The following is a 25,053-nucleotide window of genomic DNA, read 5'->3' as shown; positions in this document are numbered from 1 at the left end:
ATTGAATCTATGAGATTAAGCGTCAAGAATACGCTTCATGGCCTCGGAAGCCTTTTTCCATTGTTCACTGCTATGTAGCTCAGACAAACTAAAGCTCTGTGTTTTCAATAAGCGACTTGCTTGCGGAGTTTCCATCACAGGCAGATTGTCTAGCACTTCCACCTGAGCGTCACGTTTATTACACACTAAAATCATATCGCACCCGGCCACTAACGCCTGATGTGAACGTTCTGCTGGGCCGCCCATGATCGATGCACCTTCCATTGTCAGATCATCGGAGAAAACAATACCTTTAAAACCTAGCTTTTCACGCAGTACCTGCTTAAGCCAGTATTCCGAACCACTTGCAGGTTGAGCATCATAGTGTGGGAAAACAACATGCGCAGGCATCATTGCGTCTAAAATTCCCGATTCAATCTGAGCTTTAAAAATCGCCATATCTTGTTCAAAGATAGTGTCTCGGCTATCGAATGGCGTTTCTAAGTGTGAATCAGCCACAACGCCGCCATGTCCAGGAAAATGCTTACCCGTCGTCGACATTCCAACCGCTTTCATCCCTTTCATGTAAGCCAGACTGTGGCGGATTATGGTATCAGCATCATCACCAAATGCACGGCTACCAATCGCTTTACAATCAAAGCCTTTATCAAGAACAGGCGCAAAACTTAAATCAATATCATGGGCAACTAACTCTGCAGCCATCAACCAGCCACCTTGCTCTGCAAGTTGCTCGCCATTATCAAACTGAGCATATCTTTGAGCCGCAGGAATCAGTGAGAAACCCTCTTTAAAGCGCTGAACACGACCTCCTTCTTGGTCAACACCAATCAGAATTGGGCGCTTAGCCGCTTGACGAATCGATTTGTTCAAAGCCAGTAGCTGATCACTGTCATGATAGTTGCGGGCAAATAAGATCACGCCTCCCACCGTTGGGTGCTCAAGAATCTCTTTATCTTCCGCAGTCAATTCACAGCCTGCTACGTCTAACCATAACGGTCCCATACCGAATCCTTATTGTTTCAATGCCGCCACTGCGGATTTACTTTGTTCTATCAGTTGATCAGCACTCTCTTCTTGCTGAGTTAAAGCAATAAAGAGTAAATCAGTAATCAATAACTGACTGTCACGCGCAGTAATCGATGAGCTACGAATATGCTCTTCGTCGGCGGCAGTCATTAGCTTTATATCGGAGTACTTGTCTAATGGCGTTGGCGCTAATTGGCTGATGGTAATCACCTTTGCTTTACGCCCTTTAGCTATTTGGGCGACGCGAAGAATTTCACGACTTCGCCCCGAGTAAGACAAAGCGATCAGCACATCGTTCTCATTTAAAGCCGAGGCATTGGCAATTTGGATATGGGCATCGTGCTCACAATGCACCGCATGACCAATTTTCATTAGCTTGTAACTTAAGTCTTTCGCCACCAGCGAAGAAGCCCCAACACCAGCTATCTGAATCTTGCCCGCCAAATGAAGCAAACGCGTTGCCTGCTCTATCTTATCGCCTTCATTGAGCGCAATCGTTCTCTCCAATGATTGCTGTTTACTCGCGAGTAACTTAGCCATCACCAGCGGAATATCATCACTACGCGAGATAGTGCCATGAATCGCCTTACGTGAGGTCGGCTGGTAACTTATCTCACTTTCGTACAGCTTGACCTTTAATTCAGAAAACCCGCTGTAACCAATTTTCTGGCTGAACTTAACGATGGTTGATTGACTCACTCCCACCGCTTTAGCCAACTCTGGAGATGACATTACCTTGACTTGCTCAGGGTACTCAAGAAGGAACTGAGCAATCTGCGTATCGGATGGTGATAGCTTTGGCAGAAGCGTTTTTATTCGCGCTAACCCTTTCATCATCAAGCCTCCTATCAATTGATGCCAGTGTACTCAGCTAAGTCTGTATCTGGAATAGCTATTCCAAAAAACAATTCACGGCGGAATAGCTTCGACGATTAAATGGGATCATGGTCATAGAAAACAACTGGTCACTATTCCACCAAGGAATAGCCTTTTGAATCACTTATTCTTCACAGCATACTGGTGAAAATAACAAAGATATACCCTACATAATTCATGCTATGGAGCTGCTATGAATTCTCTATTTACCTCATTAGATTGGGCAGTATTTGCGCTTTACTTTGCGCTGATTGCCTACACAGGTTGGCACTTCAGCCGTGTCAAAATCACTTCAACCAAGGATTACTTTCTCGGTGGCAACAGTATGCCAATGTGGGTGGTTGCGGTATCGGTACTGGCGACATCTCAGTCTGCAGCTACCTTCCTTGGCGGACCAGAATCTAGCTACCGCGGTAACCTAACTTACTTAGCCACCAATATCGGCGGGATATTAGGTGCTTTGTTTGTTGCTTGGGTACTGATTCCTAAGTTCTACCACAACAAAGTCTCGACCGTTTACGAGCTGCTTAAGGTTCGTTTTGGTGAAAAAACCAAACAACGCGCAGGCTTGATGTACCTCGTGGGACGTGTGTTTGCTTCTGGTTCTCGCCTTTATATGGCCGCTATCGCCGTGTCGATGATTCTGTTTACGAACATTGAACCTTCTAGCGTCATTACCTCTGTCGTGATTCTGGTTGTCGTCGGTCTTGCCTACACCTATATGGGCGGAATTCGCTCCGTCATCTGGAGTGATCTTATTCAGTTGATTGTTTATGTGGGCGCAGCCCTTGCAGTCATCGTCTATCTTCTCGGACAGATTCCAGCGGATATGGGGCAAATTGTTCATGCCTTACAAAACCCGGGCAATGATCAAATCTCTAAGCTGACACTATTTGATTTTAGCCTCGATTTCTCACCAGCCGGCACCTTTAGTTTCTGGGCTTGTATTACAGGTTTTGTGTTACTCAACATCGGTGCATTTGGTCTTGATCAGGATATGACTCAACGAGTTCTGACCTGTAAAAACGCTAAGCAGGGTTCACAAGCGATGATCAACTCCATTATCTTCTCGATTCCTGTCGTACTAGTGTTTATGACCATCGGCTTGCTGCTGTATGTTTTTTATCAACGACCAGAGCTTATGGGCGTTGAAGGTAAAGAAGTAGTACAAAACTTCAATGGCGAAAATGTCACCATCTTTATGTACTACGTCCTCAACGAGATGCCTGCTGGATTGCGTGGTCTGGTAACTGTTGGTGTCGTTGCTGCCGCATTATCTACGCTCAATTCTGGTTTGAACTCTATGTCTTCAGTTGCGGTGCAAGATCTCTATCGTCCTTGGAAAGAGAATCGTGATGGTAAACAAGATGACTTCCACTATGTTAAAGCAGGCCGATTCGGCATGGCCGTGGCCGCAACCGCACTGGGTAGCATGGGGATTCTTTGTTTCTACTGGCAACAGTACACGGATATGCCGCTACTCTCTTTTGCTCTCAGCGTGATGGTGTTTGCTTACACGGGCTTACTGGGGGTTTACTTCACCGCCATCTTTACTAAACGTGGTAGTGAAGCATCGGTTGCCATGGCGCTTATCGCTGGCTTCTTAACGACATTGCTGCTGCAAGCTTATGTATGGGACAGCATCATGGGTGTTATTAACCCAGAGTGGGTGGGTGTTCAGCTCGCGTTCCCATATCAGCTTTGCATTGGTACTTTGGTCTCGTTATGTGTTTGTTTGTGTGGGAAAACAAGCAATCAAGAGCAAGACCAGCTACAAACGGCTTAATATGATTACACACCTTCTTGCTGTCGACGGGGGCGGAACCAAAACCGCTCTTCGTTTAACACCTCTGGAACCCCTAACGGCGGACCCGTTTTTCACCTTAACGTTTGGTCCGTCATCCCTTACACAACAAGGTAAGCAAGCAATAGAACTTATTCAACATGCCGTTGCTGATTGCCTTGAGCAACACAGACTGCGAGTAGAGCAAGTCTCAATCGTTGTTGGTGTTGCTGGAGCTGGGAATCTGGAGCTAAAACAACAACTACAATTAGCTTTAACAAAATACCCGTATTGCCAAGTCACAACTGACGCTCATATTTCGCTGTTAGGCGCTAATCAAGGTCAGCCAACTAACGTCATTGCGATTGGTACAGGCTCGGTGGCGAGTCAGCTTAACCGTGATGGAGAGGTAAAAACATTTGGTGGATGGGGCTTTCCTATCGGCGACCAAGGTGGTGGTGCTTGGCTTGGCCAGCAAAGCATTAGGGCGTTAATCCATACCCTCGAAGGGGCACCGCCTTCGCCGTTAACTCGTCATCTTAAACACAATATTGGCGACTCTCGCGCTGAGGTCATTACTTGGCTAAAGCATGCAACAGCAACAGAATTTGCCCAACTCGCTCCCGATGTCATTCGACTGGTTGAGCAGTCTTGCCCTGATAGCTTAGCCATCTTGAACCAAGGCTGTCGGTATATTGATAGGCTTATAGCAAAGTGCTGTGAAAATAATGACTTAGATATCGCTTTTCTAGGGAGTTTAGGCGCATACTATCAATCACGGCTTGGTAACCCATGGCGGTCTAGAGTGATTCAGCCCAAAGGAGATGCCTTAGACGGGGCGATTTGGCTAGCAAAACAACAAGTGGAAAATAACAATGAGTAAAGAGCTGTATATTGGCATTATGTCTGGTACCAGCCTTGATGGTATCGACACTGTTTTAGTTGAGATCGAACACAATCAAGTTCGCTTGCTAGACAGCCACGACTATCCCATTCCGCAATCGCTTAAGCAGCGCCTATTAAATGTTTGCCTAGGTCAGGCAACGAGCTTAGTTGAAATTGGTCAACTTGATCATTTGCTCGGGCAACTCTACGCGCAAGCCGTTCAAGCTCTGTTAAACAAAACGGGTTATGCTGCCGAGGAGATCACAGCGATCGGCAATCACGGTCAGACCGTCTATCATCAACCGAGCGGAGATACTCCATTTACTACCCAGCTAGGTGACGCCAATATTATTGCCGCTCTTACAGGATTAGACACCATTGCGGACTTTAGACGCAAGGACATGGCTCTTGGAGGTCAAGGAGCGCCACTGGTTCCTGCATTTCACCAATCGATTTTTGGCTCTACAGAGTCTAGTGTGGTGGTACTTAATATTGGAGGCATCGCCAATATTTCAGTATTACGACCTGAACAAACCGTTATTGGGTATGATACAGGCCCAGGTAATATGTTGATGGACGCATGGTGTGCTAAAAACACTGGCAATGCCTATGACTACAATGCTCAATTCGCACTACAAGGAAAGCTCAATCAAGATTTGCTGACTGAATTACTCAGTGAGCCTTATCTTGCGCTCAGCGCGCCTAAAAGCACGGGTCGCGAGCTGTTTAACTTACCTTGGTTAGAAGCAATCCTTGCCAAGTTCTCTATTAAGCCTGCAGATGTGCAACGGACTTTGTGCGAGTATACCGCGATAACAATTGCCAACGAGGTAAGTAAGTTTGCCGTTGGCAGCTCACCAGAACTACTGGTATGCGGCGGAGGAGCACACAATCCTCTTCTCATGCGTTGTCTCACCCAGCAGCTAGCTGATTGGCAGGTCATGTTGACCGATGACAAGGGTGTAGACAGCAACAATATGGAAGCGATGGCCTTTGCTTGGCTCGCCTATCGCCGTATTCACAATTTGCCAAGCAATCTGCCTGAAGTCACCGGAGCCAGTAAAGCGGTTTCCCTTGGTGTGATGTACTTTGCTGATAAATAAGGACCACTATGACTAACGATGCGTTAATCGCCGCTCTTTCTCATCTCGTTTCTGAAGGACGTAACCCAGAGACGATGGATATCGACTTATTGCCTTCTCTGGAAATTGTTCAGCGAATCAATCAGCAAGATCAACAAGTTCCATTAGCGGTAGAAAAAGTCCTACCTGAGATAGCCCAAGCGGTCGATAAGATCACTGCTGCATTTAAAGTGGGTGGCCGACTTGTTTATATGGGTGCTGGCACTAGCGGTCGCTTAGGTGTGCTAGATGCCTCGGAGTGCCCTCCGACGTTTGGCGTTTCAGACCAAATGGTGATTGGCCTGATTGCTGGCGGGCCAGAAGCGATTTTAAAAGCAAAGGAAGGAGCGGAAGACTCCCCAGAGTTTGGCGTCGACGATCTCAAATCGATTAACTTTAGCGCTAAAGATGTGGTGGTCGGTATTGCTGCAAGCGGCCGAACCCCTTACGTCATCGGAGCATTGGAATACGCCAATGACATTGGAGCGACAACAGTTGCTCTATCTTGTAACCCAGATTCAACGATTGCCGATATTGCCCAAATAGCCATTAGCCCAGTTGTAGGCCCAGAAGCTTTGACTGGCTCGACGCGTTTAAAATCAGGGACTGCGCAAAAGCTCGTGCTCAACATGCTTACCACAGCCAGTATGATTCGCTTGGGTAAGAGCTACCAGAACCTTATGGTCGATGTGAAAGCGACGAATAAGAAGCTCGTCGCACGCGCAGCCAGAATCGTTATGCAAGCGACAGATTGTGATAAGCGCCTAGCCACCGAAACGCTAGAGAAAACCGATTATGATGTGAAACTGGCGATTTTGATGCTACTGACTGGCATGGAGTTATCTCAAGCTAAGAGTCAGCTAGAAAAGCAAGACGGCTTCCTACGTAAGGCGGTTCAAGACCACCACGGCGAATAGAAAAAGGGAGAAGATCACTCTTCTCCCTCTACTCTATAAAATATTAATTTTGGTGTTCACTCCAACCACGCTGCCACTCCATACGGAACCTTTGTGCGGTTTCGGTGCCTTCACATACACCCTCGTAATACTGACCGGATAACCCAATTTGATAAGCAAAGTCAGGGTTACAGTACTCACCTACCCCTTCTAAATAACCCTCTTCATAATCCGCGTGTTTAACACTGCCTAAACTCGCCAGTTCAGTATAAGAGCGTTGAGTGTGACCAGTGATGCCATCTTGATAACCGATTTGATACCAATCCCCTTGCTCAGCTAACTGCTCAGGGCTACTGCTACAAGCCGCCAATACTGACACTAACGCTGCGATAACGATGTTTCTCATTGTTTTTCCTTGTTTTTGCAGACTTCTATTAATCAAACCACTAAATCCTAATAATTGCCACTCACCAAATGTAAAAACCACTTATTTTCTCAGCAAACCACTCACTTCGTTATACGACCACTCACTCCATAACCAGATGATGATGGCCAAGTAACCCCATAATATGCATGGTGAGCTTAATCAATTTCACTAAGGAACAAGTGCTATGTTGTGGTTTCTAACCTGTGTTGCAGCCCTAATCGGCGGATACTTTATTTATGGGGCTTTTGTAGAAAAAGTCTTTGGCATTAACGAAAAACGTCAAACTCCTGCGCATACCAAAGCTGATGGTGTTGACTACGTGCCAATGTCTACCAAGAAAGTTTACCTCGTTCAGCTACTTAACATTGCTGGTGTTGGTCCAATCTTCGGCCCAATCATGGGTGCCCTATACGGCCCTGCGGCTATGCTATGGATTGTTATCGGCTGTATTTTCGCTGGCGCAGTACACGATTACTTCTCTGGTATGCTGTCTGTTCGTAACGGCGGAGCCTCTGTTCCTACCATTACCGGCCGCTACTTAGGCAATGGCGCAAAACACTTTATGAATATCTTTGCCATTGTTCTATTGCTATTGGTTGGTGTTGTATTCGTATCAGCGCCTGCAGGTATGATCACTAACCTAATCAATGATCAAACTAGCCTATCAGTTAGCATGACGACTATGGTCATCGCGATTTTCGCTTACTACATCATCGCAACAATTGTTCCTGTTGATAAAATTATTGGCCGCTTCTACCCACTGTTCGGCGCGCTACTGATCTTCATGTCTGTTGGCTTGATGACTGCGGTTGCCTTTTCAAGCGAACATACCGTGATGGGTGATTTCCAAGTGAGCGACATGTTCACTAACCTAAACCCTAACGATATGCCGCTATGGCCAGCGCTATTTATTACTATCGCCTGTGGTGCAATCTCTGGCTTCCACGCTACGCAATCGCCATTGATGGCTCGCTGTATGGAAAATGAGAAGAATGGCCGCTTTGTATTCTATGGTGCAATGATTGGTGAAGGTGTTATCGCGCTAATCTGGTGTGCTATCGCGCTGTCTTTCTTTGGTAACTTAGATGCACTGTCTGAGGCAGTAAGCAATGGTGGCCCAGGCAATGTTGTTTACAGCGCGTCATTTGGCCTACTTGGTGTGTTTGGTGGTGTCATTGCTTTCCTAGGTGTAGTGATTCTGCCGATTACCTCTGGTGATACGGCTTTCCGCTCTAGTCGTCTGATCCTAGCTGAATACTTCAACGTTGACCAAAAAGCACTGCGTAACCGCTTAATGATGGCCGTTCCACTATTCATTATTGGTGGCATCCTAACTCAAGTAGACTTCGGTGTTATCTGGCGCTACTTCGGTTTTGCTAACCAATCAACCGCAGTCATGATGCTATGGACCGCTTCAGCTTACCTACTTCGTCACAATAAGATGCACTGGATTACAACTGTTCCTGCTATCTTCATGACAACTGTGTGTGCGACCTTCATTTTGAACAACAGCACACTAGGCTTTGGTCTGCCAATCCAAGTTTCAACCATCTCAGGTATCTTGTTTGCTCTAGCCGTTGCTGGTTACGTGATTAAAACGTCGAAAGGTAAAGGTGAAACAGAGCTAGCAGACGAAGAGAAACCAAAAGCAGTCACTGAAACTGCGTAAACCAACAATATCTTTGCTTGCGAAAAAGGCTCCTTCGGGAGCCTTTGTTGTATAGTAAGAAATACCAAAAGAGAGGCCAAATTTTACCTTGGCACACTGTTTAGTTTTTTGCTGATAAGGTCGCTGTCATTTTTTGACTGTTGGCACCAAATGTCCAATCTGCTCGCTGCTGAATGTCACTCAAAGTAATACTATTCGTCGTAGCTTCAATATCAAGCAGTGCATCAATGCCATAACCATGGATTAGGTAACGGCTATAAAACCAAGCGCGCTGAATTGGATCATCATTAATCGGCTCAACAGCAACGGCAAGTTGCTTAGTCGCAGTAGACACCTCTTCTTCGGTGATAGACTTAGCTAATCCATCAAACATGGTATCTAAAGCTTGCTGTACCTCTTTGACATCTTCGCTTGCGACTTTTGCCGTTACAAACCAATCAGAGACTTGCTCTCCATCTTGAGTCACAGGGTAAATCTCTGGAGAGTAATCTAAGCCACGTTTTTCCCTGACTTCTTCAAGAAGACGTGCACTTGCGATGCGTTTTAGTGCGTCCTCAGCAAAAACATCCTTGGCTGTTTTCGCTCTTTGTTGCGTGTTAATCAGACGAGTCAACAGCATAGTGCCTTTCTCATTGCCTTCATTAACTTCAATAAGAGGTGCTAGCTCTGTGTTGTAGCCATTGTCAAAGTTCAGCGGGGAAGGCTTATCTTTTCGCAGCGAAATTGAAGCTATGTACTTACGCAGCATAGGAGCAATTTGCCCTGGCTCAAGATCGGCAATAATGACCAACTTATTATCCCGGTTGTAGCGGAACAAGCGCTGATGAACTTCCAGCAGTTGCTCGGTAGTGACTCCAGCGATATCTGGGTTCAATACGAAACGGTGACGACTATCTGGTTGATAAGTGCCAGCATTGATCGCTTTGTACCATTTCCCTTCAGGGGAGTTGTAATAAGCGCTATTGTTCTCATAAAACTCTTGCTTCACGGCTTCGAGTTGACGCGACTCAACCTTCACCTCAGTTGTAATGTTAAAGATAGTATTCAGAGCTAAGGGTAGCTCTTTCGCCGTAGCGTTTATCTCTACCCCATGAAACGTCAGACCAATAAATGGAAACACTGCGATATCTTTCTTACGCAAGTAGCTGTCAAATTGCGCGCCGCTAAACTCTCCTAGCCCACTTCGGGCGGCAGACTGTGGCAGTAAATCACTTGCTGCGTACAAATCAGGAGTAAGGGCTGCTTTACCACCTTGGCTCGCATAGACAATATGTGCTCTTTTACCTGCTTTCGGATCACGCTGGTACCACACTTCGACACCATTACTCAATTGCCATACGGTGAAGTCACGTTCTCTATCCACTTGCGACACTAGCTCGCCCTGTGTCGCGGGTTGTTTCAGCTCTGAGGTCACTTGCTGCAACGCTAACGGTTTAAAGCCGGCTTGAGCATACTGCTCAGGGAGTTTATTGAACTGCTGCTCTAACGCACTCAAAGATTCGTCTGCACTATAACCTTGAAGCCAGGAGAGATCGGACGAAAGCAGATCATCTATGTTCTCATTGACTCGCTTCAAATCAACATGCGTAACAAACTCACTCAGGGCTTTGCGATTTGTCTCTCGACTTTGTACTGGCATAGCTTGTTCAATTGCGAACACCTTGTCATCCACGATTTGCAATGGCTTACGCTTATCCCATTCACTATCGAAGTTAGACAAACTATTACGATAGCCAGTCATAATACTCTCTAGCTCACTTTGGCTAACCCCATAGTCTCTTAATGAGCGTAAAGTCTCTAAAAATAGTTGCTGACTCGCCTCTCTGTTATCAGCCGAAAAAGCAATGCTCGCTGCTGAATATCGGTTGTATTCAATCCATTGAGTGTAGCTTCCCGAATATTGCACCGCTTGAGCGGCATTGTTAAACGCGGCGTGAAGTCGTTGAGAGATTAACTGCTGAGTAACATCATCTAGCCAGTATTGATACTGCTGCTTAAAAGTGGTGATGGCGATAGACCCTCGCTCAACTAGGAAATGTAAGCTTGGTGACTCCATCTCCCCCACTAATAAGGTGTATGACTCTTCGTTAATGCTGTAATCACGTTGCTTTTTAACCGCTGGCTTACCATTGCTTTTCCAAGTTGAAAATTGCTGTGCGATAAGCTTTGAAAGCTCTTCACTGTTGATGTTGCCGGAGATGATCAACTCGGCATTTTGCGGTTGGTACCATGTTTGGTAGTAGTTTTTCAGTCCTTCTACAGACGCCTGCTTCACTGACTCTTGAGTCCCTAGAGGATCCTTCCCCTCTACCAACGTACCTTTTATTGCTTCTAGATACGCTTTGGTAAACAAAGGCTCATTCTCTGGTCGAGTAGCGCGGAACTCACCAAGAATAACGCCCTTCTCGCGCTCCACCTGCTCAGGTTCAAACTTAATACCGTCTGCGACATCTCTCATCCAAGTCAAAGCGAGTGTGAGATGTTCTTGATCGGAGAGATCCATTTTATACGTTGTCAGTTGGTATCCAGTGAAGGCGTTAATATCGGCACCAAAGCTGCCGCCTGTTTTCTCGAACAGCTTAATTACTTCGTTACCTGTAAAATTACGGCTGCCATTAAACGCCATATGCTCAACAAAATGAGCATAGCCTTGCTGATCGTCAGCCTCTTGGATCGAGCCTGCGTGAATCATGAGGCGAATTGAAACCTCTTTATCCTCTGTTGGGTAGAGATGGTAGCGCAACCCATTATCGAGTTGATACTGGATCCAGTTCGCGTCTTCTGGAATGGATTTGTCGAGATCACTATTGCAACCGACGACAAGTAAAACGATAGAAAAAGTAAGCCACTTTTTAATAACTTGCATGAACGACTCCTAGTCCAATTACTAATCGCACTATATCGTTCCGCGTGACTCAAATGTAATACACAACAAGCAATGGCAAGAAAATACGACTCACAACATATAATCTTGAAACTTATATGATTATTAACAAACTAGATATTTAAAAACAGGTACAAAAAAGCCCCTAACTTAAGAGTAAGTTAGGGGCTGGATTAAGATTCAACTCAGTTAGTCGACTTGTTTAATTTGTAGCTCTTTAGGCACTTCAAAGAACATGTTTTCTTCACGGCCTTGGATCTCTTCGACAGAGCGAGTGCCTACCAGATCTTTAATACGATCTAAGATCTTATTAACCAGTTCTTCTGGCGCAGAAGCTCCAGCGGTTACGCCGACTCTCACTTTACCTTCAAACCACTTAGGCTCGATGTCTTCAGGGCAATCGGTCAGGTAACCCGGCGTACCTAGCTTCTCTGCAAGCTCTTTTAAGCGAGTCGAGTTAGATGAGTTTTTAGAGCCAACCACAATCACGACATCCACATCGGTCGCCATTTCACGCACGGCATCTTGGCGGTTTTGTGTAGCATAGCAGATATCATCTTTACGAGGCCCTTGAATATCAGGGAAGACGCGTCGCAGCTCTTCAATCACATCCGCAGTTTCATCCACAGACAGTGTTGTTTGGCTAACGTAGTGTAAGTGACTTGGATCTTTCACTTGCTCTTTTAAGCTAACTACGTCTGCCGGAGTTTCAACTAGGTACATACCACCTTGCTCACTCGCATATTGCCCCATGGTTCCTTCGACTTCAGGGTGGCCTGCGTGTCCTATAAGTACAACTTCCATATGCTTACGGCTTGCGCGCGCCACTTCCATATGAACTTTAGTCACCAATGGGCAAGTGGCGTCAAATACGGTTAAGTCGCGCTCTTTGGCTTCTTTGCGTACCGCTTGAGAAACACCATGAGCCGAGAAGATTACGATGTTGTCATCAGGTACTTCATGTAACTCTTCAACAAAGATAGCACCACGTTGTTTTAGCCCTTCCACCACAAATCGGTTGTGTACCACTTCATGGCGTACGTAGATTGGCGGTTGGTACATTTCGAGTGCTCGCTCAACAATGCTGATCGCGCGATCAACACCGGCACAAAAGCCACGTGGGTTAGCTAACTTAATTTTCATTTCATTGCTCATGATGATTATATTTTCGCTTTGGCTCGCTATTCTACTGACAAAATTTCAACTTCAAAAGTCACATCTTGTCCTGCTAGAGGGTGGTTAAAGTCAACGGTCACTGAGTCCCCAGCAATTTCTTTAATGATTCCAGGAATTTCCATCCCATCAGGGCCTGAGAACGCCATAATCGTTCCAACTTCAACTTCTGCATCACCGACAAACTTAGTTCTGTCCATGTGGTGGATATTGTCTGGGTTAGGCATACCAAACGCGTCTTGCGCTTTAAGCTCAATGGCCTTTTTCTCGCCACTACTTAGCCCGAGAAGACACTGTTCAAAGTTATCACTCAAGCTGCCATCACCAATCACTAGCTTGGCTGGTTTTCCCATATTGTGGGTACTGTCGGCAACAGAGCCGTCATTCATCTTAATGGTAAAGTGCAGAGTTACTGCAGAATCTTGGGCAATGGTAGTCACGTTACTGCTTCCTTGAGGTCGTTATTTTTATAGGTGTATACCCTAAATAGTTGAAGCTGCGGCTTCAAATATGACGGGTATACTAAAAAGCGCTACCGGAATCAACCGACAGCGCCTAGGGTTATTCAATTTATCACGAATTAGGCTTTGGCATCTTCTTTCTTGCGAAAGCCATCAAGAATAATCATTGCTGCTCCAATACAGATAGTGGTATCGGCTAAGTTGAATGCTGGCCAGTGATAATTACCCCAGAAGAAGTCTAGGTAGTCGACCACAAAGCCGTGGACGACACGGTCAAACACGTTGCCCACAGCCCCACCAATGATCATGGCGTAAGCAATGTTGTTCCATTTCTCTTGTGCCGGAAGTTTGCTCATCCAGTAAGTCAGCATACCTGTTACCACAAACGCGATACCGGTAAATAGCCAACGTTGCCAACCCGCTTGGTCGCTCAAAAAGCTAAACGCAGCACCATAGTTATGGACATACAATAGATTAAAGAAAGGCAGTACCTCAATTCGATTCGCCCAGCCATAACCCATGTTATCCATTACGAATAGCTTGATGCCAATATCCGCAAGGAAGATAACCAAGGCTAGCCACAGCCAACGTACGCCTGATTGCTTTAGAGTAAATGTTTGTTCGCTCATAAAGTTCCTAAAAATAACCCCAGTAGATACTGGGGCTAGATTATTTTAATAAAGTTCCGCTAATCTTAAGCGAATTTGCGCACTTCGCCTTCACCATCAACGTTAGACACACAACGACCACAGATTTTCTCGTGACCTGCGATTGTGCCAACATCTGGAGTGTGGTGCCAGCAGCGGTCACACTTCTCGTTTTCAGTTGCTTTCACTTCAACAAACAGACCTTCGACATCTGTTGCTTGCGCCGCTTCTGATTTCTCGCTTAGAGGCTTAACAACCGCTGCTGAAGTCAGTAGTGCAAAACGTAGCTCATCTTCTAGCTTGCTTAGTTTCGCCGCTAGTGCATCATCAGCGTAAAGCGTCACTTCAGCTTGCAGAGAACCACCAATTGTCTTCTCTTTACGAGCGTCTTCTAGCAGTTTGTTCACACCACCACGAACCGCTTGGATTTCAGCCCAGAATTCGTTGTTCAGCTCTTCGCCTTCAGCTAGACCGAACAGACCTTCATACCACTCGCCTGTGAAGACAAACTTATCGCGCTCGCCTGGCATCTCGTTCCAGATCTCGTCTGCAGTGAACGACATGATTGGCGCCATCCAACGAACAAGCGCTTCTACGATGTAGTAAAGCGCTGTCTGACAGCTACGTTGAGCGTGACCGCCTAGTTTCGCTGTGTACTGACGGTCTTTAATCACGTCTAGGTAAAATGAGCCCATTTCGATAGAACAGAACTGCATTAAACGCTGTGTTACTGCGTGAGTGTTGTACTCACCGTAAGCTTTAACGATCTCTTCTTGTGCCGCTAGTGCACGACCTACAGCCCAACGGTCTAAAGCAACCATTTCTTCAGCAGGAACGAGATCCGTTGCTGGGTTAAAGCCGCTTAGGTTAGCAAGGAAGAAACGCGCTGTGTTACGGATACGACGGTACGCATCTGCAGAGCGTTTTAGGATTTCATCAGAAACCGCAACTTCACCTGTGTAGTCAGTTGAAGCAACCCATAGACGCAGGATATCTGCACCTAGCTTATTAGTTACATCTTTTGGCGCAACTACGTTACCGATAGATTTCGACATCTTACGGCCTTGACCGTCAACCACGAAACCGTGAGTAAGCACTTGCTTGTATGGCGCTTCATCTTTCATCGCGATAGATGAAATGAGTGAAGATTGGAACCAACCGCGGTGTTGGTCAGAGCCTTCTAGATATAAGTCTGCTGACGCGCCGTTGTACTCTTCACGAGCATCAACTACTGAGTAGTGAGTCACACCTGAGTCGAACCATACATCTAGCGTATCGAGTACTTTCTCGTACTTATCCGCGTCTTCACCTAGTAGGTCAGAGATTTCTAGATCCCACCAAGCTTGAATGCCTTTCTCTTCAACTAGCTGAGCCACTTTCTCAATCAGCTCTAAAGTGTTTGGATGAAGCTCTGCCGTTTCTTTGTGAACGAATAGAGCGATTGGCACACCCCAAGTACGTTGACGAGAGATACACCACTCTGGGCGACCTTCAATCATACCTTCGATGCGGCTTTGACCCCACTCTGGCATCCACTCAACACCTTTGATTGACTCTAGTGCTTTTGCACGTAGGCCCGCTTGGTCCATAGATACGAACCATTGTGGTGTTGCTCGGAAGATGATTGGCGTTTTGTGTCTCCAACAGTGCGGGTAGCTGTGCTCGTAAGCGTGGTGATGTAGCAGCGCGCCTTTCTCTTTTAGCGTTTCAACAACTGCATCATTAGCTTTGAATACGTGTTGGCCAGCAAATAGCTCAGTATCCGGCAGGTAAACACCGTTTGAACCTACTGGGTTAGCCACTTCTAGGTTGTATTTGTTACCGACTGCAAAGTCTTCTTGACCGTGGCCAGGTGCTGTGTGAACCACACCAGTACCAGAATCCGTGGTTACGTGATCGCCAAGGATCGCAGGAACCGTGAAGTCGTAGAATGGGTGATTGAACTGAGATAGCTCAAGGTCGCTACCTTTTGCAAAGCCAAGATTATGGAAGTGCTCGATACCCGCACGATCCATCACGTCTTTCGCTAGCTCAGAAGCAACGATGATGCGCTCCTTCGACTCACCTTCTACTTGGATCAACACGTACTCTAGATCATCACGTAGACATACTGCGCGGTTTGCTGGCAGTGTCCAAGGTGTGGTTGTCCAGATAACGATAGAGATATCGCCTTCGCCTTCATGACCTTCGTTCAATGAGAACTTAGATAAAAGCGCTGCTTCATCTGCCGCTTTAAAGCGTACGTCGATAGATGGAGAAACTTTATCTTTGTACTCTACTTCTGCTTCGGCAAGCGCAGAGCCACAGTCTGTACACCAGTGAACTGGTTTGAAACCTTTTAGTAGGTGGCCGTTATCAGCAATTTTACCCAGTGCACGGATGATGTTTGCTTCAGTAGCAAAATCCATAGTGCGGTAAGGCTTGTCCCACTCCCCCATGATACCTAGGCGTTTGAAGCTCTCTTTTTGACCTTCTACCTGACCTGCCGCGTACTTACGACACTCTTCACGGAACTCAGCCGCAGAGATTTTTTGGCCTGGTTTGCCTTTTTTCTTTTCTACCATTAGTTCAATTGGTAGACCGTGACAGTCCCAACCAGGAATGTACGGTGCATCAAAACCAGAAAGTGTTTTGGATTTAATAATAATGTCTTTAAGAATCTTGTTTAGTGCGTGACCAATGTGAATGTCACCATTCGCGTATGGAGGGCCATCGTGTAGAACGAAAGATTTTTTGCCTTTCTTCGCTTTACGGATCTCACCGTAAAGGTCTTCTTTATACCAACGCTTAAGCATTTCTGGCTCACGATTTGCCAGATTGCCACGCATCGGAAACCCTGTTTCAGGAAGGTTCAGGGTATCTTTATACTCACTCATCGATTCTTAATTCCGTTGTGTTGGGTGACAGTTAGACATTATGCCAAGCAGCGAACTAAACCGCTTGGGCTTTATACTGACGCAGCCACACCCTTGCTGCTTCAGCATCCAATTCAATTTGTTGTTTCAAAGCTTCGAACGATTCAAATTTATGTTCGTCGCGAATCTTATCTAAAAGTACGATTTCTAGCTGTTTGCCATATAAGTTGGCTTTAAAGTCGAATAAATGTACTTCGAGTTGTTGGCGTACGCCATTAACTGTCGGTCTATTACCGATATTGGCAACACCGCCGACAGGTTCTTCGCCCAAGCCCAAAGCTTGCACGGTATACACGCCAGAGACTGGCGATACGCAACGTTTTAGTGGAATGTTCGCCGTCGGAAAACCGATCGTTCTGCCGAGTTTTCTCCCGTGAGAAACTCGCCCACTAATACTGTAATCACGCCCAAGCATTTCAGCGGCTTGCTCAAGCTTATCTTGCGCTAAGGCTTCTCTAATCGCAGTACTGCTTACACGTAACTGTTGTAAACAGAAGCTTTGAGTGCTTACCACTTCAAAACCGTACTTTTTGCCTGCTTCTTGCAGCATGGCAAAATTGCCTTTTCGGCCACGACCAAAGCAGAAATCATCACCTACGACGAGAAACTTAACACCCAAACGCTTCACCAACAAGTCACTAATAAACTCGTCAGCACTTTGATTAGCGAATTGATGATTAAAGTTCACGCAAAGCAGCCTTTCGATATTCAATTTGCTCAACTGAACAAACTTATCTCTAAGACGCGTTAAGCGCGCAGGTGCTTTATCTTTAGCAAACAGCTCCAATGGTTGAGGGTCAAATGTCATTACAATTGAAGGCAAACTTAATTGTTTAGCTTGCTCAGACACTTGGCGCAAAACTTCTTGATGTCCGAGGTGAACACCATCGAAATTTCCGATCGTCAATACACACCCTTGATGGTGTGGTTTGATGTTGTGAATACCTCGAATCAATTCCATTGGAGACTACTAAAAACTAATTTATTGACTACAAATTCTCAAAAAAAGAATTAACGTTGCGTGAAACTGACGGATTATATACTAATCACCCTTATTCTGTCGCCGCTTTTAGATCTTTTAAACGAACACCCATAATAAGCAGTGACAACAGATAAACACCCGCGCCTAATCCAATCAATGCCGTTAACCACATCACTCGCTCTAGCAATGTCCAAGTTAGCCACACACTCATATCTTCTAACTGCCACAAAATCGCACCAACCATTAAGCCACCAGCAATAACAAGCTTGGCTATAAACAGTAACGTTCTTTTGGTCAGGTGATAGACACCCGCAATGTGCAAGCCTCTATATAGAAGAGACATATTTACAAAGGCAGACAATGCGGTTGCAATGGCAAGACCAACATAACCATAGAACCAAGCGAAGATAGCGTTGAAAACCATATTGGTTACCATCGCGATAATGCCATATTTCACTGGCGTTTTGGTGTCTTGGCGCGAGTAGTAACCTGGAGCCAGTACTTTAATCAACATAAAGTTGAGTAAGCCTGACGCGTAAGCAACCAGAGACATCGAGGCATAGTTCACGTCTTGGGGAGTAAACTCTCCACGCATAAACAGCACCATTAGCATAGGTTTGGCCAATACCATCAAACCAAGCATGGCCGGAATGCCGAGTAAGGTGACCATACGTACGCCCCAATCCATGGTTTGCGCAAAACCGTCATTATGATCATCGACATGTTTTCGAGACAAGGCAGGCAGAATGACTGTTGCGATAGCAATACCAAATAAGCCAAGCGGAAACTCTAACAGTCGATCCGAGTAATAAAGCCAACTGATAGAACCGGTCTGAAGGAAACTGGCGATAAAGGTATCGAACAATAGGTTAATTTGGCTAACAGAAACACCAAACAGTGCTGGAATCATTAACGTGCGAATCTTAACTACACCCGGATCACGCCAGCCCCACTTAGGCTTAACCATAACTCCCGCTTTAATCAGGAACGGGATCTGAAATAAAAACTGGACTAAGCCGCCAAGGAAAACACCTATCGCTAGACCTATTTCAGGTTGTGATAATTGAGGCGCAATAAACCACGCAGATAGAATAATCATCACATTGAGAAAAACCGGCGTAAAAGAAGAGACTGCAAATTTACCTAGCGTATTAAGAATCGCCCCCGACAAAGCGACAAAGGTGATAAACCATAAGTACGGGAAAGTAATTTTGAGCATTAAGCTCGCGAGCTCAAACTTTTCTGCCGAAGGTCCTCCGTTAAGCCAGTCTAAAAACCAGCCGAAACCAAACAACGCAGTCACCACACCTGAACCTAAAACGCCGAGCACGGTAACAATAGAGACAATAACGCCTAATGTGCCCGCTGCTCTCGCGATGAGCTGGCGAGTTTTATCCATCTCTCCAGCGGCATGGTATTCCGTCAATACAGGAACAAAAGCTTGTGAAAATGCACCTTCAGCAAATAGGCGCCTTAAAAAGTTAGGGATTTTGTTGGCAAAGAAGAACACATCGGCACTGGCACCAGCCCCCATAAGATTGGCAACAACAACATCTCGAACCAAGCCTAAAACTCGAGAGATCAAGGTCATAGCACTAACTATCATGCCTGACTTGAGTAGGCGTTTACTCACATTTACCTCGGGAATCAAAAATTTTGCTCTACTTTACAACAGGAATGTCATAACCAGAGCAGATTAGTATTAGCATTGAAAAAAAAATACTGTTAGAATCCCCGCCATCTTAACCGTGAAGACCTTTCAAACCAAAATTAGTTTGGCTCGATTGGTTTTTGCACAAATTATTTGACATTTAAGCGCAAATGAGGGATATTCCTCGCCCTTAAATTGTCACTGAACTAAGTTTTTGGGAGTTAGACCCTTGGCAAATAGTAAATCTGCTAAGAAGCGCGCTATCCAGGCTGAGAAACGTCGTCAGCACAACGCTAGCCGTCGCTCAATGATGCGTACTTACATGAAGAAAACTGTTGCTGCTATCGAAGCAGGCGACAAAGCTGCTGCAACTGAAGCATTTGCTGCAGTTACACCAATCCTAGACCGCATGGCGACTAAAGGCCTTATTCACAAGAATAAAGCTGCACGTCATAAGTCTCGTTTCGCTGCTGCAATCAAAGCTCTTTAATAGAACTCTGATTTCCCAGTGAAAGAAAAAACCGGCAATTGCCGGTTTTTTTATATCTAAATTTCGAGGCTAAACAACAAACCTCGATAAATCTACTATTTCTCTGAACAGTAAAGGTCGTGCAGCAATTGGATCATTGCTTTCACTTCTTCACTACTCAAAGTGTAATAAACTGTCTGTGCCTCTTTTCGAGTATTGACCAAACCATCTCTTCGCAACCACGCTAGGTGCTGAGATAAAGCAGATTGGCTTAACTCCAACTTACTGCACAATTCCCCTACTGACAGCTCTTGATTGTGTAATAAGCACAAGATCTGAAGACGCCTCTCATTGGCCATCGCCTTAAGCAGTACTACAGCCTGAGCAGAGTTCTTTTCCATCTCTTGTAGATTCATCGGCCACTACCTCTTCCTACAACAATACTTCTACAAACATCAGCCTTACACAATAAGTAACGCTGTCGATCAGTCACCAGATTCACTGTGTATTTAATTATATTAGAGTGAATTATTTCAAATATTAATCGAATTGTAACAACTAATCTATTTGTTCAAATAGATCGGAGTCTAATTAAATAGGGTTGTGAAGTCTGCATCACAAACATTCTTCACCGCTGGGTGCTGAATCATACGCTCTGCAAATATGACATAGTACTCTTCTTTTAACTCATCAATATGGCCGATAAGTTGTAGAGGAAGGTCGCTTTCGACTTCAGACATATAGATAGAAGGGGCTAAGAAAATCACATCATGGTGGTAACGAGCAAAGGCTTTCATTAAAGCGACGTCGTCAAATTCACCTAAGATATTAGGCTGCAACCCCTGACGGTCAAACCACTGCAACACTTTACGTCCCATCGCTGTACGGCTACCGGGAATAAGCAGTTTGCGCTGCTCTAATACTGCAGGAAAGCTAACATTATCGACGTTACCTGAACAGAAGAAGCTCATATTGGATTCACCGAGCTTTTTGCTGTACAGACCAGGGCTCTGACTAGAGTCAACTGGGCAATCAGACAAAATCATATCCAGCTTATGCTGTGCGAGTTGCTCTAGTAGCATCTCGTGAGTTGATTCGAAACAGCGTAGATGAATACTGTTATCTTCAGGAACGGTGGTTAGGAGTATTTTACTCACTAGTCGCTTTGATAAGGCATCTGCCACACCGACATCAAATAGAATGTTAGAGCGCTGACTGTAGTTAACAATATCTAGCATCTCATAACTCAGACCAAACATTCGATCGGCATACTTAAACACTAGCTGCCCAAGCTCAGTAGGCTCAACACTACGGCCATTGCGCTTAGTTAACTTGCCATCCATACGTTCTTCTAGTGCTTTAATCTGTCCAGTAACAGTTTGCGGAGTGAGAAACAGAGCATCGGCAGCCTTGGTAACAGAGCCTTGCTTACATACCATCCAGAAGTAATAAAGGTGGTTGTAGTTTAAGTGTGACATAGAGAAATACTCTTCTTATTTTAGTGTGTAGGTTATAGCAAATGCGGCGCGTGACAACAATAACTCGACAAAACCTACCTTATATTCATTTACCGTAACTTTTACCGAAACTAGAATTATAAATATGACAATGAAGTGTCACAAACCGGCTCACAATCGAAAATTTTCTGCGATTTTTTCGATTCTAATCACATCCTAAAGGCATCCACAAAATCAATTATTATTACAAATAAAACAACAACTTAAACCAAGCGTAAATTTCAAATTACGGCAACACTCTCTCTACTCAAATAAAAAAAAACCTATTACACACAACTGTAATATTACTGAAATATTTCCCCTCTAACATCGCCCTCAGTTTCAACAACAGACCAAAACTAAGACATTAACGGTCCACGGAGAAAATGATTATGAACCAAGCTACTACTACAGCGGCGCCAATTTCGAGCACTACTCGCTGGTTGCGCTGGGCTAACTTGGCATTCATGTTGTATCTGCTACTTCTAGCGGTATCTATGGTAGGCAGTGGTTTCAAATGGGCAACAGGCGATCAAGCTAAAGTTCTATTTGAATTTGCATCTCACCCAGTAGCAGGTTTGATGATCGGTCTAGTCGCAACAGCACTTATCCAATCTTCAAGTACAGTAACTTCTATTATCGTGGGCCTAGTGGCCGGCGGTCTTCCGGTAGAAACAGCTATCCCTATGGTGATGGGTGCGAACATCGGTACAACAGTAACCAACACTCTAGTTTCACTAGGTCACGTTCGTTGCAAAGAAGAGTTTAAGCGCGCATTTGCAAGTGCGACTATCCACGACTTCTTTAACCTATTAGCGGTTGCGATCTTCCTACCTATCGAAATGATGTTTGGTATTCTTGATAAGATCTCACACTGGTTAGTATCTCCATTCCTAGCAACTGGCGATATGAGCATTAAAGGTTTGAACTTCATTAAGCCTCTAACTAAGCCAGTAGTCAGCGCAGTTAAAGAGCCACTAGCAACATTCGGTGACCAAATGGGTGGTATCTTGCTTATCGTCTTAGGTATCGCGACTATCTTCGTAGCAATCACTGTAATGGGTAAGCTAATGAAGAGCCTAATGGTTGGTCGTGCTCGTGAGATTCTAAAGAACGCAATTGGTCGTGGCCCAATCCACGGTATCTTCTCTGGTTCTATCGTAACAGTACTTGTACAGTCTTCTTCTACGACTACAAGTCTAATGGTTCCACTAGTAGGTTCTGGTGTACTTAAAGTACGTGACGTTTACCCATTCACTCTAGGTGCAAACATCGGTACTTGTATCACCGCTCTATTAGCAGCGACAGCAGTATCAGGTGAGTTTGCGGTATTCGCACTACAGATTGCTCTAGTACACCTAGTGTTCAACATCATGGCAACAGTATTCATCTACGGCATTCCGTTCCTACGTGAACTACCTGTAAAAGGTGCTGACTTAATCTCTGACATGGCTGTGAAGAATAAAGCGGTTGTAGCTGGTTATCTATTAGCAGTGTTCGTTGCACTGCCAGGCACAATCCTAGCGCTGACAGCTTAATACAAAAGACCATCGCTTATTACAAAGCCCGCAACTTAGGTTGCGGGCTTTTTGCATTTAGGAACGCTGCGCTAAGGAAGGGGAAACGGGAAAGAGGGATAAGGGAACGGGCTTCGCCCTACGGAGAGCTGGAGAGCTGGAGAGCTGGAGAGCTGGAGAGCTAAAGTTCCTACACTGTGGTTAAGTAATCAACCCTAGCTTTCCATGAGGGCGAAGCCCGATCCAGTTATCCAGTAACGAAGCGCTCCATAGGACAAAGCCCATCCCCACTCTCCAAAAGCGCAACGACCCGTAGAACGAAGTCCGTTCCCGCTATCCAAAAGCGCAACGACCCGTAGAACGAAGTCCGTTCCCGCTATCCAAAAGCGCAGCGTTCCACAGGGCGCAGCCCGTTCCCGCTTCCTTTCCCCTACAAAAAAGCCGCCCTATCTTGGGCGGCTTAGTAATTTATAACGTCTTGCTAGACTGAAAACGGATACTGAATCGGGTCGTGGTGCTCGTAACCTTCAACCCAGAAATCATCCAGCGTTACCCAAGTTTCCAAATCTTCTAGTGACTTAATCTCAGGATTAATATGGAACGTTGCCGCTTTTAATGGCTCACGTTTTAGCTGTACATCACGCATCAGCTCAAGTTGATCTTCATAGATATGAGCGTTAACAATCTTGTGGTATGCCTGCCCCGCTTTCTTGCCTGTAATCTGAGCCATAATCGCGAGGAACACATACACTTGAACCATATTGAAGTTAAGCCCCAGAGGGACATCACAAGAGCGCTGAGTGCTGTTCAAGTACAAGGTATCACCTAACAAGGAGAAGTGATGACTGTACATACATGGACGCAGACAGCCCATGTGAAACTCACCTGGGTTGTAGAAGTTTAGGATTTCACCACGGTCATCGACGCCGCGCGTTAAGTCATCAACGATTTTACGTAGTTGGTCGATATGGCCGCCATCTGGCTTAGCCCAAGCGCGACCTTGCACACCGTAAACGCGCCCCATATCATCTTCACCTTTACGGTAAGGATTATTGAGCCACGCCTCGTTGAGGTTTGCGTTGGCATCCCAAGTTTTGGTGCCTAGCTTGCGAAAATCTTCAGCACTATCGTAACCACGAATGTAACCAAGTAGCTCAGCAACCGCCGCTTTCCAGAAGCTTTTACGAGTCGTCACTAACGGGAACTGGTTGTTCGCGACATCGTAAATTAGATCTGCATTGATCACCGTTAGGCAACGCTTGCCGGTGCGCTCATTTTCAATCCACTCACCTTGGTCAACGATACGCTGACAGAGATCTAAATACTGTTTCACACCAATTCCTTACTTCATTTGTTGTGGGAGTTCATCTTTGTAATGGCCGCGCTTATACGCCCAAACCATCAACAGGATACCAATCAGCACCATAGGTAGGGATAAGATTTGTCCCATAGAGATAAATCCACCAAACAGACCTAAATGTGCATCCGGTTCACGTACGTATTCGACTAGGAAACGGAATGTACCATATCCCGCTAAAAATAGCCCTGATACTGCGCCAAGAGGACGTGGTTTCTTAATAAACCAGTTCAGGATAAAGAACAGTACGATCCCTTCAAGGAACATTTCATAAAGCTGAGATGGGTGACGAGGCAGTGGACCACCATTAGGGAAGACGAATGCCCAAGGCACATCCGTTACGCGACCCCATAACTCGCTATTCATAAAGTTACCAAGTCGGCCCATACCTAAACCAAACGGTACTAGCGGTGCAATGAAGTCCGCCACACCAAAGAAGGTACGGCCATTCTTTTTCGCATACCAGAACATAGCGGTGATGACACCCAGTAGGCCGCCATGGAATGACATGCCACCTGTCCACACCTTAAATAGGTAAAGCGGGTCTTGGATGAAGAGATCAAAGTTGTAAAAGATAACGTAGCCGACTCGACCACCAATAACGACACCCAAAAATCCAGCGAACAGAAGATCCGAGACTTGCTCACGCGTCCAACCGCTATCCGCTTTGTCTGCTCGGCGATTCGCCAACCATAGGGCAAAAGCAAATCCGACTAGATACATTAATCCATACCAACGGATAGAAAGCGGCCCAATGGACACAAGTACAGGATCGATATTTGGAAAAGTTAGATATCCCTGAGACATAGGTGGATTAC

At 45.5% G+C, this 25,053-nt stretch carries 21 protein-coding genes; 7 read left to right on the top strand and 14 right to left on the bottom strand.

Annotation, left to right across the window (positions count from 1 at the left end; translation table 11 throughout):
* Positions 1 to 15: 15 nt before the first annotated feature.
* Positions 16 to 1,002 carry a beta-N-acetylhexosaminidase gene (nagZ, locus tag IX91_RS02705; protein WP_004744840.1) on the bottom strand — a complete coding sequence of 329 codons (987 nt, stop codon included), beginning with the start codon at positions 1,000 to 1,002 and terminating at the stop codon, positions 16 to 18.
* Positions 1,003 to 1,011: 9 nt separating this feature from the next.
* On the bottom strand, positions 1,012 to 1,860 hold the full coding sequence (locus tag IX91_RS02700) for a MurR/RpiR family transcriptional regulator (protein WP_004744841.1): 849 nt from the start codon (positions 1,858 to 1,860) through the stop codon (positions 1,012 to 1,014).
* A gap of 235 nt (positions 1,861 to 2,095) precedes the next feature.
* Here IX91_RS02700 and IX91_RS02695 point away from each other — a divergent pair, with 235 nt between their 5' ends.
* From IX91_RS02695 to murQ, 4 genes are read left to right on the top strand one after another with little or no spacing between them, the layout of a single operon-like run.
* On the top strand, positions 2,096 to 3,688 hold the full coding sequence (locus IX91_RS02695) for a sodium:solute symporter (protein ID WP_004744842.1): 1,593 nt from the start codon (positions 2,096 to 2,098) through the stop codon (positions 3,686 to 3,688).
* 1 nt (position 3,689) lies between these two features.
* Positions 3,690 to 4,568, top strand: coding sequence for a BadF/BadG/BcrA/BcrD ATPase family protein (locus IX91_RS02690; protein ID WP_004744843.1), 879 nt, complete (start codon positions 3,690 to 3,692; stop codon positions 4,566 to 4,568).
* Positions 4,561 to 5,673 (top strand): anhydro-N-acetylmuramic acid kinase, encoded by a 1,113-nt coding sequence (locus IX91_RS02685; protein ID WP_004744844.1) that lies wholly within the window; start codon positions 4,561 to 4,563, stop codon positions 5,671 to 5,673. Before IX91_RS02690 ends, IX91_RS02685 begins: the two co-directional genes overlap by 8 nt.
* 8 nt (positions 5,674 to 5,681) lie before the next feature.
* Complete coding sequence (murQ, locus tag IX91_RS02680) at positions 5,682 to 6,608, top strand: N-acetylmuramic acid 6-phosphate etherase (RefSeq protein WP_004744845.1); 927 nt, start codon at positions 5,682 to 5,684, stop codon at positions 6,606 to 6,608.
* Between the two features lie 43 nt (positions 6,609 to 6,651).
* On the opposite strand, the gene IX91_RS02675 is transcribed toward murQ, so the two are convergent.
* Positions 6,652 to 6,993 (bottom strand): DUF2799 domain-containing protein, encoded by a 342-nt coding sequence (locus tag IX91_RS02675; RefSeq protein ID WP_004744846.1) that lies wholly within the window; start codon positions 6,991 to 6,993, stop codon positions 6,652 to 6,654.
* A gap of 205 nt (positions 6,994 to 7,198) precedes the next feature.
* Here IX91_RS02675 and IX91_RS02670 point away from each other — a divergent pair, with 205 nt between their 5' ends.
* Positions 7,199 to 8,683, top strand: coding sequence for a carbon starvation CstA family protein (locus IX91_RS02670; protein WP_004744847.1), 1,485 nt, complete (start codon positions 7,199 to 7,201; stop codon positions 8,681 to 8,683).
* A gap of 100 nt (positions 8,684 to 8,783) precedes the next feature.
* On the opposite strand, the gene IX91_RS02665 is transcribed toward IX91_RS02670, so the two are convergent.
* The 7 genes from IX91_RS02665 to murJ all read right to left on the bottom strand — a co-directional run bounded on the left by IX91_RS02665 (position 8,784) and on the right by murJ (position 19,378).
* Entirely contained in the window at positions 8,784 to 11,549 is a 2,766-nt protein-coding gene (locus tag IX91_RS02665; protein ID WP_004744848.1) for a M16 family metallopeptidase, read from the bottom strand.
* Between the two features lie 207 nt (positions 11,550 to 11,756).
* Positions 11,757 to 12,722, bottom strand: coding sequence for a 4-hydroxy-3-methylbut-2-enyl diphosphate reductase (gene ispH / locus IX91_RS02660; RefSeq protein WP_038197105.1), 966 nt, complete (start codon positions 12,720 to 12,722; stop codon positions 11,757 to 11,759).
* Positions 12,723 to 12,748: 26 nt separating this feature from the next.
* Positions 12,749 to 13,180 carry an FKBP-type peptidyl-prolyl cis-trans isomerase gene (gene fkpB / locus IX91_RS02655; protein ID WP_004744850.1) on the bottom strand — a complete coding sequence of 144 codons (432 nt, stop codon included), beginning with the start codon at positions 13,178 to 13,180 and terminating at the stop codon, positions 12,749 to 12,751.
* Positions 13,181 to 13,320: 140 nt separating this feature from the next.
* Positions 13,321 to 13,830: a signal peptidase II gene (lspA, locus tag IX91_RS02650; RefSeq protein ID WP_004744851.1), complete on the bottom strand. Its 510-nt coding sequence runs from the start codon at positions 13,828 to 13,830 to the stop codon at positions 13,321 to 13,323.
* A gap of 65 nt (positions 13,831 to 13,895) precedes the next feature.
* Entirely contained in the window at positions 13,896 to 16,724 is a 2,829-nt protein-coding gene (gene ileS / locus IX91_RS02645) for an isoleucine--tRNA ligase (protein WP_004744852.1), read from the bottom strand.
* A 55-nt stretch (positions 16,725 to 16,779) separates the two neighbouring features.
* A complete protein-coding gene (ribF, locus tag IX91_RS02640) occupies positions 16,780 to 17,724 on the bottom strand; it encodes a bifunctional riboflavin kinase/FAD synthetase (RefSeq protein WP_004744853.1) in 945 nt (314 codons plus the stop codon).
* 91 nt (positions 17,725 to 17,815) lie between these two features.
* Positions 17,816 to 19,378: a murein biosynthesis integral membrane protein MurJ gene (gene murJ, locus IX91_RS02635; RefSeq protein ID WP_004744854.1), complete on the bottom strand. Its 1,563-nt coding sequence runs from the start codon at positions 19,376 to 19,378 to the stop codon at positions 17,816 to 17,818.
* A gap of 247 nt (positions 19,379 to 19,625) precedes the next feature.
* On the opposite strand from murJ, the gene rpsT reads away from it, so the two are divergent.
* Positions 19,626 to 19,886 (top strand): 30S ribosomal protein S20, encoded by a 261-nt coding sequence (rpsT, locus tag IX91_RS02630; protein ID WP_004744855.1) that lies wholly within the window; start codon positions 19,626 to 19,628, stop codon positions 19,884 to 19,886.
* Positions 19,887 to 19,981: 95 nt separating this feature from the next.
* Here the strand turns inward: rpsT and IX91_RS02625 are convergent, their stop codons facing one another.
* Complete coding sequence (locus IX91_RS02625) at positions 19,982 to 20,281, bottom strand: ArsR/SmtB family transcription factor (protein ID WP_004744856.1); 300 nt, start codon at positions 20,279 to 20,281, stop codon at positions 19,982 to 19,984.
* A 171-nt stretch (positions 20,282 to 20,452) separates the two neighbouring features.
* Positions 20,453 to 21,343 carry a transcriptional activator NhaR gene (gene nhaR, locus IX91_RS02620; RefSeq protein WP_004744857.1) on the bottom strand — a complete coding sequence of 297 codons (891 nt, stop codon included), beginning with the start codon at positions 21,341 to 21,343 and terminating at the stop codon, positions 20,453 to 20,455.
* 410 nt (positions 21,344 to 21,753) lie between these two features.
* Here nhaR and IX91_RS02615 point away from each other — a divergent pair, with 410 nt between their 5' ends.
* Positions 21,754 to 22,899 (top strand): Na/Pi symporter, encoded by a 1,146-nt coding sequence (locus tag IX91_RS02615; RefSeq protein ID WP_004744858.1) that lies wholly within the window; start codon positions 21,754 to 21,756, stop codon positions 22,897 to 22,899.
* Between the two features lie 460 nt (positions 22,900 to 23,359).
* Here the strand turns inward: IX91_RS02615 and IX91_RS02610 are convergent, their stop codons facing one another.
* Positions 23,360 to 24,211, bottom strand: coding sequence for a thymidylate synthase (locus tag IX91_RS02610; protein ID WP_004744859.1), 852 nt, complete (start codon positions 24,209 to 24,211; stop codon positions 23,360 to 23,362).
* Positions 24,212 to 24,220: 9 nt separating this feature from the next.
* Positions 24,221 to 25,042 carry a prolipoprotein diacylglyceryl transferase gene (gene lgt / locus IX91_RS02605; protein ID WP_004744860.1) on the bottom strand — a complete coding sequence of 274 codons (822 nt, stop codon included), beginning with the start codon at positions 25,040 to 25,042 and terminating at the stop codon, positions 24,221 to 24,223.
* Positions 25,043 to 25,053 lie beyond the last annotated feature (11 nt).

The organism is Vibrio tubiashii ATCC 19109, from assembly GCF_000772105.1.
Classification (GTDB): domain Bacteria; phylum Pseudomonadota; class Gammaproteobacteria; order Enterobacterales; family Vibrionaceae; genus Vibrio; species Vibrio tubiashii.
This window is presented reverse-complemented; position numbering and strand designations above follow the sequence as displayed.

What these genes read in the sequence shown, in the direction of transcription:
- nagZ (WP_004744840.1), bottom strand. Translation starts at nt 1,002, where the DNA reads ATGGGACCGTTATGGTTAGACGTAGCAGGCTGTGAATTGACTGCGGAA.
- IX91_RS02700 (WP_004744841.1), bottom strand. Translation starts at nt 1,860, where the DNA reads ATGAAAGGGTTAGCGCGAATAAAAACGCTTCTGCCAAAGCTATCACCA.
- IX91_RS02695 (WP_004744842.1), top strand. Translation starts at nt 2,096, where the DNA reads ATGAATTCTCTATTTACCTCATTAGATTGGGCAGTATTTGCGCTTTAC.
- IX91_RS02690 (WP_004744843.1), top strand. Translation starts at nt 3,690, where the DNA reads ATGATTACACACCTTCTTGCTGTCGACGGGGGCGGAACCAAAACCGCT.
- IX91_RS02685 (WP_004744844.1), top strand. Translation starts at nt 4,561, where the DNA reads ATGAGTAAAGAGCTGTATATTGGCATTATGTCTGGTACCAGCCTTGAT.
- murQ (WP_004744845.1), top strand. Translation starts at nt 5,682, where the DNA reads ATGACTAACGATGCGTTAATCGCCGCTCTTTCTCATCTCGTTTCTGAA.
- IX91_RS02675 (WP_004744846.1), bottom strand. Translation starts at nt 6,993, where the DNA reads ATGAGAAACATCGTTATCGCAGCGTTAGTGTCAGTATTGGCGGCTTGT.
- IX91_RS02670 (WP_004744847.1), top strand. Translation starts at nt 7,199, where the DNA reads ATGTTGTGGTTTCTAACCTGTGTTGCAGCCCTAATCGGCGGATACTTT.
- IX91_RS02665 (WP_004744848.1), bottom strand. Translation starts at nt 11,549, where the DNA reads ATGCAAGTTATTAAAAAGTGGCTTACTTTTTCTATCGTTTTACTTGTC.
- ispH (WP_038197105.1), bottom strand. Translation starts at nt 12,722, where the DNA reads ATGAGCAATGAAATGAAAATTAAGTTAGCTAACCCACGTGGCTTTTGT.
- lspA (WP_004744851.1), bottom strand. Translation starts at nt 13,830, where the DNA reads ATGAGCGAACAAACATTTACTCTAAAGCAATCAGGCGTACGTTGGCTG.
- ileS (WP_004744852.1), bottom strand. Translation starts at nt 16,724, where the DNA reads ATGAGTGAGTATAAAGATACCCTGAACCTTCCTGAAACAGGGTTTCCG.
- ribF (WP_004744853.1), bottom strand. Translation starts at nt 17,724, where the DNA reads ATGGAATTGATTCGAGGTATTCACAACATCAAACCACACCATCAAGGG.
- IX91_RS02625 (WP_004744856.1), bottom strand. Translation starts at nt 20,281, where the DNA reads ATGAATCTACAAGAGATGGAAAAGAACTCTGCTCAGGCTGTAGTACTG.
- nhaR (WP_004744857.1), bottom strand. Translation starts at nt 21,343, where the DNA reads ATGTCACACTTAAACTACAACCACCTTTATTACTTCTGGATGGTATGT.
- IX91_RS02615 (WP_004744858.1), top strand. Translation starts at nt 21,754, where the DNA reads ATGAACCAAGCTACTACTACAGCGGCGCCAATTTCGAGCACTACTCGC.
- lgt (WP_004744860.1), bottom strand. Translation starts at nt 25,042, where the DNA reads ATGTCTCAGGGATATCTAACTTTTCCAAATATCGATCCTGTACTTGTG.